Source organism: Flavobacterium sp. PLA-DH12 (assembly GCF_059511845.1).
Map to the genome: position 1 here is coordinate 156752 of NZ_JCAMPD010000004.1, position 14600 is coordinate 171351.

The following is a 14600-nucleotide window of genomic DNA, read 5'->3' on the forward strand; positions in this document are numbered from 1 at the left end:
TATGAAAAGATTATTGGCTTTTATCCGAAAAGAATTTTATCATGTTTTCAGAGATCAAAGAACGCTTTTGATTCTCTTTGGACTTCCTGTTGTGCAGATCATTCTTTTTGGTTTTGCCTTGAGCAACGAAGTCAAAAATATAGGAATCGCCATTCAGGATAATTCACACGATATTCATACCGAAAAAATGATAAGAAAGATACAGTCCAGTTCTTATTTTCATGTCGAAAATCCGATCTTGAATTACAATGATATTGAAAACAGATTCAAGGACGGAAGCATAAAATGTGCAGTTATTTTTCCGTCCAATTTTGGTTCTGATGTACAGCGTCTCGGAGGAGCAAAAATTCAGGTAATTGCAGATGCATCAGATCCTAATACGGCAACAATAGTGACTAATTATCTAAACGCCATTATTAGAGATTATCAGCAGGAACTAAATCCGTCTGCGAAATTAAATTATCAAATAATTCCAGAGCTAAGACAGCTTTATAACGAAGAGCAAAACGGTTCGCTTAATTTTATTCCTGGCGTAATTGCCTTGATTTTTATGATTGTCAGCACAGCTTTGACTTCTGTTTCTGTTGTGCGCGAAAAAGAGCTCGGAACCATGGAAATTTTGCTTGTGTCTCCTTTCAAGCCCATCATGGTTTTAATCGCAAAAGCAATTCCGTATTTAGTGCTTTCTATAATCAATTTCATATTGATTATTCTTCTTTCGGTATATCTGCTGGATGTCGAAATTAAAGGGAGTTTCTTGCTTCTTTTTGCAGAGAGCATTTTGTTTATTATCACTTGTCTTTCTCTTGGTTTGCTTATCTCAAACGTAACCGATTCGCAACAGACCGCAATGCTTATATCCATGATGGGAATGATGCTGCCAACTTTATTGCTTACAGGATTTATGTTTCCGTTAGAAAATATGCCTTGGATATTTCAGGCTATTTCACATTTAATTCCGTCGCATTATTATTATATCATTGTAAAAGCTGTAATGCTCAAAGGTTTAGGGTTTTCTTATGTCTGGAAAGAAACTTTAATATTGGCTGTAATGACAGTTGTATTGCTGACAATATCTTTGAAGAAATTTAAAATTAGACTGTCATGAAAGTGCTGGGTTTTATATTACAGAAAGAATTTCGCCAGATATTTAGAGACAAAACCATACTGGCTATGATGTTTTTTGTTCCGATTTTTCAGCTCATTATTTTGCCTTTGGCGGCTAATTTTGAAGTGAAAAGTGTAAACATCGTTTATGTAGATCACGATCATAGTTCTTATTCTCAAAAATTAATTAATAAAATCGGTTCTTCAGGATATTTTCATATTGTTGGAGCTCCATCTTCTTATCTAGAAGGTTTGGAGTTTATTGAAAGAGAAGATGCTGACTTAATTTTAGAAATTCCTTCTGGATTTGAACGAAACTTGGTAAGAGAAGGCAGTCAGAAAGTAAATATTGCTGCAGACGCCATTAATGGAACGAAATCAAATATCGGAAATGCTTATTTAAATGTTGTGTTGGCAGATTTTAGCAACGATCTTGATATACGGTATAAATTACCGCCACAATCTGCTTCTGTTTCCCCATCGCTAATTACTTTGAACAGTACAAATTGGTACAACCCGAGAGCAGAATATAAGTACTATATGGTTCCAGGAATTCTAGTTTTATTGCTCACTTTGATTGGCGGATTTATTACGGCACTAAATATTGTAAAAGAAAAAGAAATTGGTACAATTGAACAGATAAACGTAACGCCAATTCAGAAATGGCAATTTATTCTAGGCAAACTCATTCCTTTTTGGATTGTCGGAATGATTGTATTTACAGTTGGTCTTATCGTAATGTATTTGATTTACGGAATTTTTCCGCAAGGAAGTTTCTTAGTTTTATACCTTTTTGCAGGAGTTTATCTGACCGCTTTGTTAGGATTAGGACTTTTGATTTCGACATTTGCAGATACACAATTGCAAGCTATGTTTATTGCGTATTTCTTTATGATGATTTTTATGCTCATGAGCGGATTTTTTACCAGTACCGACAGCATGCCGAATTGGGCAAGAATTTTTTCAGAATTTACTCCTGTTACGCATTTTATAAAAGTGGTTCGGCTTATTGTTTTGAAAGGAAGTGGCTTACAAGAAGTGGGGACAGAGCTTCTGTACTTGCTTATTTTCGCCATTGTTTTGAATTCATTGGCGATTTATAATTATAGAAAGACAAGTTAAATTAATTTTTAGGAATTTGTTTAAATCAATAGTAAGCGCTTCCTCAGCAAGAAATGTTATAGAAAAACATTGAAAATGATTTTTTTTTGATTTTAATTCGTAAGAAAAAAAAGTAAAATTTAATGTATGCTGTTATATGTTAGTGTATTATCTTTTTCTTTTTACGTGTTTTTACATTGCAGTACGGGAAACCGTATTTAAATCATAATTTTAAAAACTACTTTTGTTTTTTTAACATAGAAATAATTACATCTTATGCCCCCAAATATGTATATTTTTTTCTTCTTTTTATTTATATCGTTATACTATTCGCATACCAAAAGCGCTGCTGTTATCGTAAATGCCAGAGCGCAAAAGGATAGAATCTTAATTCGCTGGGCTGTTAATTCTCCAATCGAATGGCAGAAAGCAAATAAAAAAGGATTTACAATTACCAGAACTACAGTTTTAAGTGACGGGAATGTTCTGTCTCAACCAGAAAAAAGTCATCTTACCCCAAAACCATTAACTCCTGAACCATTATATTCTTGGATCGATTTTGTTCAAAAAGATAATAAGGTTGACATTGCGGAAAAACTAAGTTATACATCTAACATTGAAGGGTGCCGTTTTGTCGATGAAGATACGTTTGTTAAAATTTCATATGATAAAAAAATAGCTTTTGCATCAGATATTATAGTAGAATATTTGGAGGGCTTCATTGATATTCAAAATGTTGATAAGAGTAGAATTCATCTGGCTCAAGAAAAAATAAAGGTAAAAAGTAGTTTTCCGCTGCTTGTACGTGAATATTACTCATGAACAAATACAATTGTGGCAATGACAAGAGAAGAATTAATCGAATTGGGTAGAAAAATAGTAAACTGTGAAGGAACTGAAGAAGAAATAAACTCTATGTATGAGTTGTTTAGTAATAATGTTCCTCATCCAAATGGAGCAAATTTATTTTATTATCCTGAAAATTATAATGCTAGAAAGTTTAGTATAGCAGAATATAACCCGACTGTTGAAGAAGTGGTAGATAAAGCTTTGGCTTACAAATCGATTCAGTTATAAAAGTAAGGCCTCTCGTAGTATGGGGTTATTGCTCATAAAATGTAAAGTGACATTAAATAATAAAAAACAAAAACTAAAAATTTAAATATGAAAAAAAATCTTTTAACTCTATTAGTAATATTAATTGGAGCATGCGGTTTTGCACAAAAATTAAAAATTGACAAAGGAGAAATACAGCTAGATGAAAAAACAATTGGTTTTGTAGAGGGAAAAAAACCGCTTTTTACCATTTTTAGCTTAGATAAAAATTATTCAATTACGGCAGAACTAAAAAAGGCCCCAAACGAAGAGTCTTTGGTATTGCCATGGATTGAACTTAAAGATCTAGCGACAGGAAAAACTAACGAATTAGAATTTAAGAACAAAAGCAGAAAATTTAGTGCTTTCAATTATGATCGCAGTATTATCTACGAACTCTTAGATAGAGGTATGATAGGAGCAGAAGGTTTAAACAAAGAAACAATTGAAAGTTTTATCAATGGCGAATCAGCAGGTATAGCCGCAAAACGTTTAGGAGTTCAGGGAGAAGTGGGTAATGCAAATAAAATAGCCGATACGTACCAATTAACAATTGATGATTCAGGAACTATTTACAGCATTAAGGCACAAAATCAAAATCCAGACGATAAAAGAATTGGGTTTATAAGAGTGACATCGCCTTCTTCAAATGGAGATTTAAAATATGAAGTTTTAGACCTTAATAGTAACTTAATCGGAACTTGGTTTGCCAGAGGGGGAATGTTCTCAGGATATGATAAACTTCTGAACGAACAGGTGATCACTTTTGACAAAAAAGTGATGAAAGCAACCTTTGATAATAGAGGAAATCCTATAGGCTATAAAATGAGTAAAGATATTACAGCTATGAATATTGTTAGAGTATTAGTTGGAAATGGCTATACTTTAGGAAGTAAGGCTAAATAAAATAATGAATTATATACAAAATGATAAAAATGAAGAAAAGAGTTTTATTAGCAGTAATGTTACAGCTTTTTATGGTGTTAGGAGGTTGTAGTTCAGATTCAGGAGATGGTGCAACACCAGAACCGCCAGTTGTGGTAGTAAAAAAACCAAAAATGATTTCCTATTCTAAAAATTCTGGTGAAGTTGGTGAAACAATTACAATCAATGGAGAAAACTTTCCTGATAAAGTTAGTGACGTCAAAATAACATTTGATGGAATTTCAGCAACAATTGTTTCATCGACAGCTACTGAAATTAAGTTTGTTTTGCCACAAACTGAAAAAATATTGCCAAGAATTATTTTAAAAATTCAAGACAAAGAGATCTATAATGGAATCACGGATGGTTATGGTGGAAGTATTGCTATTTTGCCAGCTCGTTCACTGACAAATTGGGTAACGCAAGAAAATACTTTAAAGGAAGATGGGGGAATACCACGCCTTATAGCTATTAGTGATAAAGTAATCTATGTAAATTCTGATAGAAATGGAGCTGGTGTTTACAGAACATTAGATGGTGGAGTTACCTGGAACCGTTGGGCACTTAATGGCTTTGGTGCTGGATTTTATGCAACTAAAAATGACGAAGGATGGTCGCACACCGGTTTTGGAGTTTCAAAAATTGGAAAAGGTGGGTACTACGGAATTGATACATTCGGAAATTTTGGTGGCGCAAAGGATATTCAAACTTCGTATTGCATGTATGTTGATGATAGCATGACAAGGGGAACGATGGTTACACAATTTGGAGATGTCTATGTAACCTCTAATGGGGTTGACTTTACAAAAGCTTATGATGCACATTTAGACGAGCAAGGTTATGATCGTGGATTTGCGAATAAATCTTTTGAGATTGATAATGACCATATTTGGATAGGTGGACAAAAAACGGTATCGACAATAAATTATCCGTATGTTTTATTTAAAAATAATGAAACAGACGGTTGGAAAGAACATTACTTAAAAAATGAACCAAATTCTTCAGCTGTACAAATAGCTTTTACAGATAAGATAAATGGTTTTGTTTTAATTAGTAATGCAACAATCTACAAAACCAAAAATGGTGGTGATACTTGGGAAAAAAATTATACTGGAGAAAAATTTACAAAATTTACGTTTAAAGATGCCAATACAGGTTGGGCAATTTTAGATAACAAGATTTATAAAACAGTAGATGGAGCTAAAACATGGACTCTTGATTACACACACGATCAATCTATAAAAACAATTGCTTTTAAAGACAATGTTGTTTGGGCTATTTCTACAGATAAGATTATCAAGCGTTATCTGTAATTCCTTTAAATAATTTAAAAATGTATAAACATATAAAAATGAGAAAAGGTATTTTATTAGTAGTACTGCAGTTTTTTTTAATACTAAGTAGCTGTTCAGGTCCAGAAAGTCAGCCGGGAGGAATGCCTGAAGAGAAAGGGGAAATAAAAGCAGATTACATAACAAGTTTCTTTATCAATGACTTTGTTGTTGGCGCTGATAATACACTTTATAGTATTGGGCAAACTAACGACGAAAAAGGATATTATGTAAGTTTAAAAAAGACTGATCTTGATGGTAAAGAAACTACGCTTAAAAATCTTGATCTTGCAACTTACACATTTGCCAGACTTGCTTTAGCAAATAATGGAGATCTTCTATTGGTAGCAAAAGGGAATAATGAGCCAAATCAGGATAAGATAATGCGTTTCGAAAATAACTTTTCGGTGTTGAACCCATTTTATACTATGAAACCAATAAGTTCTCCATTTGCTAGTAAGATTAATCTTTTTCGTATCTGTAATAATAACGATAATACTTATTTTGTTTTTGACTTGAATGCAAGAAATATAAAACGAGTTTTACCAGAGTTAAACGGAGATGTTTTTGTTGCTGGTTCGGGTAAAGAGGAAATAAAAGATGGTACAGGGCTAGATGCAAGTTTTGCTGCTGTAACAAAAATAATTAGCTTGAATAGTGTTTTGTATTTAATTGATGAAGTTTATGATCCAAGTACAGGGACTTACAAAAACTCTGCGATTAGAAAATTAGAATATGTAAACAATGAGTGGAAAGTAACAACTCTAGTTTCGGTAACAAATGGTGATCATTTTTCGGATCTTACTTTTGATACAAAAAATGAGTTGTACGTAGTAAATGCTGGAAAAGGAATCTTTAAATTAAATCTTCAGAATAATAGTCTGTCTCTTTATAAAGATGGAGATTTAAGAGTAAAAGCATCCACTTCCGGTAGAGGGGTTTACTCTTCTTTCAAATACACTGAAATGCTTAAGTTTAAAGGAAACGATATTTATTTGCTAGTTTCTGGGAACTTAATTAAAATCTCTGACTTTCAAGCAAAATTTGCAGCTGCAGAAAAATAATATAAAAGAAAGCACTGCGGTTTTATAAATAACTGCTGCGCTTTAAAATGCTCTGAACGAAAAATACTTTATTCCTATTTATTGCTGTTACTTCTTGTTATCAAGAAACCGCTATAACCATAGAAAATGAATTACGACTTCGTATGTCGTCAGGTAAAAACAAAAAACCGTTTGAATATTTCAAACGGTTTTTTGTTTTTATAATCCAATTAGGATTTTTCTTAATTAAGTTTTTTTTCTTAATTTTCATAAGCTATAAATCGAGTTTCTATCTAAAACTATATGATGCTAAACGATAAAGAAGAAAAAAAAGAGCAAAATGCGGTTCGTCTGCTTCCTTGGGTAACGGCAATTGCTATGTTTATACAATCCTTAGATGGCACTATTCTGAATACTTCGCTTCCTTCAATAGCTGGAGATATGGGATATTCTCCAACAGAAATGCACTCCGTTATTGTAACTTATACGCTTACACTGGCAATGTTTATTCCGCTTTCTGGATGGCTGGCAGACAAATTTGGCACAAGAACGATGTTTATGATTGCCGTATTTTTATTTATTATGGGATCTTTATTTTGCGCACTTTCTACCGATTTAAAATCTTTTAATATGGCTCGCGTTCTGCAGGCAGTTGGAGCTTCAATGATGGTTCCAGTTGCGCGATTGGCTATTTTGTATCAATATCCGAAAAGTGAACTGCTCAAAACGATGAATTTTATAACTGTATTTGGGTTGTTAGGAATGGTTGCTGGTCCAAGTTTAGGAGGGTTTCTTTCTGATAATTTAAGCTGGCATTGGATATTTTTGGTGAATATCCCTATTGGTATTATCGGAATTTCGATGGCATATCGAATAATGCCAAATTTTAAACATGCCGTTGGAAGGTTCGATTTTAGAGGTTTGATGTATTTTAGCTTAGCGCTGATTTCTATCACTTTGGTTTTAGAACTTATAGGAGACGAAAGAACTCACATGATTGTCATTTTAAGTTTATTATTTCTATCAGGGCTTCTTTCGCTTTTTTATTATATCCATTATAAAAGAACTGAAAAACCTATAATTGATTTACATCTTCTAAATATCAGAACCTTAAAAATTGGATTAATTGGCAGTTTGATCACCAGATTAGGAATAGGCGGATTGCCTTTACTATTGCCACTCATGCTCCAGACAAGTTTTGGCTATTCGGCTTCTGTATCGGGACTATTGCTGTTGCCTTCGGCCTTGTCAAATGTAGCTGTAAAACCATTTATGGTAAGTATTATAAAGTTTTTTGGTTATAGAACAGTATTAATAAGCAACACCATTCTGTTAGGAATTATATTGATTGTTCTAGGTTTTGTAACAAAAGAAATACCACTGGGCTACTATATTTTACTGATGATATTTTATGGAGCTTTTACTTCTGTGCAAATGTCGGCAATGAATACCATAACACTTTCAGATTTGGATCAAGACACAGCGAGCGGAGGAAATACAATGCTAGTAATTATGCAGCAGCTTTCGGTTAGTTTTGGAGTTTCTGTTTCTAGTCTTGCACTTTCGTTATTTCAGACAGGTATTTTTGATTTAAACACAGACAAAGCATTTAAATATACTTTTATTACATTGGCTATTTTCACTATTCTGTCTAGCTATACCTTTTCTAAGTTAAGTAAAACAGATGGAGAAGGCTATATGTAAAACTACTGGAGTTTTTATATTGGATTATGAATTTACGGTAAGTATTTCGTTTCGCTGATTCAGTTAAAAAAAGAATGAGTCACTGTTGTTTTTTATAAAAAAATAGAGCCTTAAAGCACAATCAATCGGTACTATATTAACCCTAAATTGACCTATATTATCTGATTTTAGGTGAAATAGTATTGCGATAAAATAATCTTCTATTTTTAATGAAATTTCAAAAAATACATGGAACCAATACAGTTTATTTCAGATCATTTCATTGAAGAAAAATGCAATTTTAAGGAACTTATAGAAAGGCTTCGGACTGGGTTTTCGACCCCAGACATCAAAGTGCCTATGCGTCATCATCATGATTATCCTAGTCCAGAAGAAGGTAAAGATTCTACACTATTGTTAATGCCAGCGTTTCAGGCGGGTAAAGATTTAGGAGTAAAAATAGTCACTGTAAGTCCTAATAATGGCAAATTTGACTTGCCTTCAATTCAAGGAGCTTACATTTATCTCGATGGGCATAAAGGAAATATAAAAGCAATTCTAGAAGCAAAATCACTGACAGGTAAACGTACTGCGGCAACATCTGCTTTAGCGAGCAGTTACCTCTCGCGAAAAGATGCTTCGTCTATGCTGATGATTGGTACAGGAGCGCTGGCTATTAATTTAATTAAAGCGCATGCAAGTGTTAGACCGATAAAAGAAGTTTACGTTTGGGGAAGAACTATAGAAAAAGCACAAATGGTGTGCGATGCCTTCAAAAAATCTTCTCTGATCTGTAAACCAATTTCAACTATAGAAGAAGTTATTTCTCAAGTTGCCATTATTTCAACGGCGACTTTATCGCCTGTTCCTCTTGTTTTTGGTAAATGGCTCAAACCAGGACAGCATTTAGATCTTGTTGGAGCATATAAAAAGGACATGCGTGAGGCCGATGATGAAGCGGTCTTAAAATCAAGTATTTTTCTTGATACATATCAAGGCGGACTAAAAGAAAGCGGCGATATCTTGATTCCGCTTACGAATGGAATTATCACCAAAGAAACAATCAAAGCAGATTTGTTTGAACTGTGCAGTAATACAAAGCAAGGCAGAACTTCGGATACCGAAATCACTTATTTTAAGTCTGTTGGACATGCTTTAGAAGATCTTGTTGCTGCAGGATATTTTTATGAAGAATATAATTTAAAAACACAAAAAAATGTCTAATACCTACCAAAATATTTGTAATAATATAGATTATAAAGCAGACGCCTCTATACTGCAAATCAAAACAATCGATATGCATACAGGAGGTGAGCCTTTACGCGTAATTGTTTCTGGTTTTCCCAAACTAAAAGGAAATAACGTTTTAGAATACCGAAGAGATATAAAAGAAAACTACGATTATTTAAGAACAGCATTGATGTTTGAACCTCGCGGTCATGCTGATATGTATGGCTGTATTTTGCTTCCGCCAAATGATGAAGATGCAGATTTTGGAATTCTTTTTATGCATAATGAAGGATACAGCAGCATGTGTGGTCATGCGATTATTGCGATAAGTACTCTTGCAGCAAAAATGAATTGGATAAAAGTAAAAGAAGGTGAGAATGAGTTAAAAATTGATGCGCCATGCGGCCGAATTTTTTCATTTGTGACCGTATTAAATGGAGAAGTAACAGGAGTGAGGTTTCATTGTGTGCCGAGTTTTGTCGTAGGTTTAGATCGTGTAGTCAATGTTCCGGGCATTGGTGATATTGTTTATGATTTGGCTTATGGCGGTGCTTTTTATGCTTATGTAGATTTGAGAAAAAATACACGTTTGAATTTTGGTTTAACCGAAGAGAATTACAGAGCGATTATTCAAAACGGCATCGACATAAAACATGCCGTAATGAATCGTGATAAAGAAATTCAGCATCCATTTGAAGAAGATTTGAGCTTTTTATACGGAACTATTTTTATCGATGAACCGATAAATATTTCAAATCATAGCCGAAATGTTTGTGTGTTTGCCGATGGAGAAGTAGATCGGTCTCCAACAGGTTCTGGTGTTTCTGGAAGAGTTGCTATTGAAAAAGCTAGAGATGCTATAAACTTAAATGAGTTTATTACCATAGAAAGCATTACCGGAAGTACTTTTAAAGGATCTCTTGTTAGAGAGGAAAAATTTGGGCCTTTTAAAGCTGTAATTCCACAAGTTGAGGGGACAGCTTTTGTGACAGGCATAAATACATTTTTAATAGATCCAAAAGACCCAATGAAAAACGGTTTTATACTTAGATAAATAAAAAAAACTGCAATCTACTTAGGATTTGCAGTTTTTTATTTTTAGTTCCATTGTACAAAAAGACCTAATCTCTGACTAGGATTTTTTGCAGTGAGATGAAGCTCCTTTTTTAATGTTTTATTAGCTACATATTAATCATTTAGAATATTATATTTTAAGTTTCCAATTGTGTTTTTGACATTAATCTCAGAAAACCTCATGATGATATCAAACTCATCAGCGAACTTTTGTATAAAACGCATCTCGCTAAATTCAATTTTGGATTCTTCGATAAACAAGAGTTGTTAGCTTTCTTAATTTCTGTGGTTGCTGTGTTTAGGTATAATTCTGTGGCGCATTTTTCCGAATGTTAAATGTGCCACGATGCCACCGTAGAGATTTTGTACGTTTTTAGAAAAATTGAAAAGCACAAAAAAATAAAAAAAGCTCGATTTAGTGTCATTAGTGTTAAAGTGTAAAAAAAAAATAATCTAAATAATTGATTATCAATATAAAAGTTTTAGATTTGTAAGAGGTTTAATACTATTATTGAAGTTTATCAACTTTCGTAGTCAGAGATTTTATATAATAGTATGATTGAGCGAGTAGATTAACTACTCAAATTTTAAATCTTTAGAGATCTTAAAATTATTTTGTTTGATTTTTTCTTAATGCAGACTGCTAACCAGTTCTCATTTTAAAAGAAATGATATGAGAATTAGATTTCCTTATTTTATCTGATCAGTAAAATGAGTTATTATTAAGTGAATTTCTGCCCTCAAATTTTTTGCCTACCCCATCATAAATCAATTCATGATAAACTTAATTGGTTTGTCATCGATTTTTGGCCCCACTTTTTTTGAGTCATTTTGTACTTAAAATGTAAGATTCTTTATTAGCCAAACCAATTGAAGCCTTATAATAAAGTGTTGATACGCTTTATATTTTCCAAACCGGATATTACACTCCTGTAATTTTTATCATTTCCCTTTGATTTAGTCTTTAAGATTCCAATAAAGCTGTTGGAACTAATTTGACTAATCAGACATGTATTTTATTGATTTTGTTGAAGAGCGTCAGTTCTTATGACTAATTCGTCATGCCTTAATGTTAAATTTAAAAATTTGAAAGATGAGGAAAAAAATACTTTTTTACATATTTCTATTTGGATATTGCGGCAGTTATGCACAGCAGGACGCACAGTATACGCAATATATGTATAATACCATAAACATAAATCCGGCCTACGCTGGCTCTCGTGGCGTACTTAGTATTTTTGCATTGCATCGCGACCAATGGGTAGGGTTAGATGGTGCACCAAAAACAAATACAATTTCTGTAAATACTCCGATAAACAATAGCAATATTGGAATTGGCGCGTCTTTAGTCAATGACAAAATTGGACCTACAAATGAAAATGAGTTTTCTGTAGATTTATCTTATACTATTCCGACTTCCGAAACTTGGAAACTTTCTTTTGGGATTAAAGGCTCGGTAGATGTTTTTAATCTTGACGCAAGTAAGCTAAATCCTGAAAATCAAGGTGATCCTCAATTTCAAAACTTAGACAGCGATGTATCTCCAAATATAGGAGCTGGAATTTATTGGCATTCAGATCGAGCTTATATTGGATTGTCTGTTCCGAACTTTATTCAGACCAACAGATATGACGACAATGATGTAGCAATTTATAAAGACAAAATAAATTACTACTTGATGGGCGGTTATGTTTTCAATTTTTCTCAGGAAATAAAATTTAAACCAGCATTGTTGACAAAAATGGTAGAGGGAGCGCCACTTCAGGTTGATGTATCCGCTAACTTTTTATTCTTTGAAAAACTGACATTAGGAGTTGCCTATCGTTGGGACGCCGCTGTGAGTGCCATGGCTGGATTTCAAATCACAGATGGATTATATATTGGGTATGGATACGATCAAGAAACCACCAAATTAAGGAACTATAATTCTGGCTCGCACGAAATATTTCTGCGCTATGAATTCTTCATAAACAATGGCAAAATCACAACTCCTCGTTTCTTCTAAAAAAAAGTATCATGAAAAACTATACACTACTTTTCCTTACAGCTGTAAGTACTTTTTCTTTTGGCAGTTATGCGCAGCAAGCCAAAGTAAATTCCGGAGATAAAAAATACGATAACTACGCCTATATCGATGCCATAAAAACATACGAAAAAGTAGCCAACAAAGGATACAAGTCTGAGGATATGTTCAAAAAGCTAGGAAACTCCTATTATTTTAATTCCGATTTCGCAGGCGCTGCAAAATGGTATGGCGAGTTGTTTGCAATGAATACAGCCGTTGAACCCGAGTATTACTACAGATATGCACAATCACTAAAATCAATAGGCGAGGCTGACAAAGCAAATAAGCTTATGGACGATTTTTATCTTAAATCAAAAAATGATAATAGGGGCAAGCTTTATAAAGAAGATGTCAATTATTTGGATATTATTAAAGCAAATTCTGGTCGATATAAAATTGAAGATGCCGGGGTAAACAGCAAATACTCAGATTACGGATCATTTGTTTACAACAACAAACTTTATTTTGCTTCAGCTAGAGATACCGGAAATTTTACACAGCGAAAACATAAATGGACTGGCGAATATTTTACGAATATCTACAATGCAGATCTTGACCCTGAAACCGGAAAATCGGCAAAAGTAAATAAGTTTAAATCTGCGATTAATACCAAATTTCATGAAGCTTCTCCCGTTTTTACACGTGATGGAAAAATGGTTTATTTCACTAGAAACAATTACCTCAACGGAAAAAAAGGAAAAGATGAGAACAAGACTACCTTCATAAAAATCTATAAAGCTACGTTAGATAAAGATAATAAGTGGTCAAATATTACCGAACTTCCATTTAATAGCAATACATACAGTGTAGCGCACCCTGCCTTGAGTCCAGATGAGAAAACACTTTATTTTGCTTCTGATATGCCGGGCACAATCGGGCAATCTGATCTGTATAAAGTCAGCATAAATTCGAACGGCGGTTATGGCACACCAGAAAATCTTGGCAATACAATCAACACAGAAGGAAAAGAAACATTCCCGTATGTAACAAGTGAAAATGAGATTTATTTTTCATCCGATGGTCATCCAGGTTTGGGAGGTTTGGATGTTTTTGTTGCTAATATTGATTCAAATGGCAAAATAAGCAATGTTCAAAATATAGGTTCAGATGTTAATTCACCCAAAGATGATTTTGCTTATATCATTGACCCTACGACCCGTAAAGGATATTTTAGTTCAAATAAAGACGGCGGTCATGGCTCTGATGACATCTATAGTTTCTTAGAAACCAGAAGACTCAATTGTATTCAGGAACTTTATGGAGTCATAACCGATGTTCAAACAGGAGCAGTTTTGCCAGAAACTAAGGTTACTTTGTTTGACGATCAGATGGCTGTTAAAAATACTACCATTTCAGACGATTCAGGAAATTATTCTTTTTCTGTAGAATGCGGTAAATCGTATCAGGTCCGAGCTGAAAAAGCAGAATATGAAACTAAAGAAGTAGCCATAACTATTCCCAAAAATAACGGAAAAACCAGCTTACCAATCGCTTTAGACAGAAGCATTTGCAAGGTAACTGTTGGCGATGATCTAGGAGTTTGTTTTGGTATAAAAATGATCTACTTTGATTTGGACAAATCCAATATTAGAACAGAAGCGGCTATAGATTTAGAAAAAATATTAGCGGTATTGAATGAGTATCCTAAAATGAAACTTGATATTCGTTCGCATACCGATAGTAGAGCATCACATCAATATAATGACGCTTTATCTGACCGAAGAGCAAAATCAACAATTAATTGGTTGATTAAAAATGGAGTAAAAGCCGATCGCTTAACTGGAAAAGGATACGGAGAGACACAACTTGTCAATAAATGTTCAGATGGGGTTCAATGTACCGAAGAAGAACATCAAGCCAATAGACGAAGCGAATTTATTATTACTGCTTTGTAATTCTGGCTGCAACTTATCTGAAAGAAAAAAATATAGCACACTAAAATTTATC

At 33.5% G+C, this 14600-nt stretch carries 12 protein-coding genes; all 12 read left to right on the plus strand.

The features are described from left to right. The first annotated feature begins 1 nt into the window (after window position 1). The 12 genes from AC5ZCW_RS09420 to AC5ZCW_RS09475 all read left to right on the plus strand — a co-directional run bounded on the left by AC5ZCW_RS09420 (window position 2) and on the right by AC5ZCW_RS09475 (window position 14548). Complete coding sequence (locus tag AC5ZCW_RS09420; RefSeq protein WP_496119726.1) at window positions 2-1108, plus strand: ABC transporter permease; 1107 nt, start codon at window positions 2-4, stop codon at window positions 1106-1108. Then, window positions 1105-2229, plus strand: coding sequence for an ABC transporter permease (locus AC5ZCW_RS09425; RefSeq protein WP_496119325.1), 1125 nt, complete (start codon window positions 1105-1107; stop codon window positions 2227-2229). The genes AC5ZCW_RS09420 and AC5ZCW_RS09425 overlap by 4 nt, the downstream gene beginning before the upstream one ends. Before the next feature lie 267 nt (window positions 2230-2496). Next, on the plus strand, window positions 2497-3030 hold the full coding sequence (locus AC5ZCW_RS09430; protein ID WP_496119327.1) for a hypothetical protein: 534 nt from the start codon (window positions 2497-2499) through the stop codon (window positions 3028-3030). 18 nt (window positions 3031-3048) lie between these two features. Then, window positions 3049-3285 (plus strand): bacteriocin immunity protein, encoded by a 237-nt coding sequence (locus AC5ZCW_RS09435; RefSeq protein ID WP_496119329.1) that lies wholly within the window; start codon window positions 3049-3051, stop codon window positions 3283-3285. An 87-nt stretch (window positions 3286-3372) separates the two neighbouring features. Beyond that, the gene (locus AC5ZCW_RS09440) at window positions 3373-4209 is read left to right on the plus strand and encodes a hypothetical protein (RefSeq protein ID WP_496119331.1); all 837 of its coding nucleotides are present in this window, start codon (window positions 3373-3375) and stop codon (window positions 4207-4209) included. 29 nt (window positions 4210-4238) lie between these two features. Further along, window positions 4239-5540 (plus strand): IPT/TIG domain-containing protein, encoded by a 1302-nt coding sequence (locus AC5ZCW_RS09445; RefSeq protein ID WP_496119333.1) that lies wholly within the window; start codon window positions 4239-4241, stop codon window positions 5538-5540. Window positions 5541-5578: 38 nt separating this feature from the next. After that, entirely contained in the window at window positions 5579-6622 is a 1044-nt protein-coding gene (locus AC5ZCW_RS09450) for a hypothetical protein (protein ID WP_496119335.1), read from the plus strand. 282 nt (window positions 6623-6904) lie between these two features. Further along, entirely contained in the window at window positions 6905-8305 is a 1401-nt protein-coding gene (locus tag AC5ZCW_RS09455; protein ID WP_496119337.1) for a DHA2 family efflux MFS transporter permease subunit, read from the plus strand. 228 nt (window positions 8306-8533) lie between these two features. After that, a complete protein-coding gene (lhpI, locus tag AC5ZCW_RS09460) occupies window positions 8534-9508 on the plus strand; it encodes a bifunctional Delta(1)-pyrroline-2-carboxylate/Delta(1)-piperideine-2-carboxylate reductase (protein WP_496119339.1) in 975 nt (324 codons plus the stop codon). Further along, window positions 9501-10568 (plus strand): proline racemase family protein, encoded by a 1068-nt coding sequence (locus AC5ZCW_RS09465; RefSeq protein WP_496119341.1) that lies wholly within the window; start codon window positions 9501-9503, stop codon window positions 10566-10568. The genes lhpI and AC5ZCW_RS09465 overlap by 8 nt, the downstream gene beginning before the upstream one ends. 1113 nt (window positions 10569-11681) lie before the next feature. After that, window positions 11682-12593 (plus strand): PorP/SprF family type IX secretion system membrane protein, encoded by a 912-nt coding sequence (locus tag AC5ZCW_RS09470; RefSeq protein ID WP_496119343.1) that lies wholly within the window; start codon window positions 11682-11684, stop codon window positions 12591-12593. Between the two features lie 11 nt (window positions 12594-12604). Next, complete coding sequence (locus AC5ZCW_RS09475) at window positions 12605-14548, plus strand: OmpA family protein (protein ID WP_496119345.1); 1944 nt, start codon at window positions 12605-12607, stop codon at window positions 14546-14548. The last annotated feature ends 52 nt before the right edge of the window (window positions 14549-14600 follow it).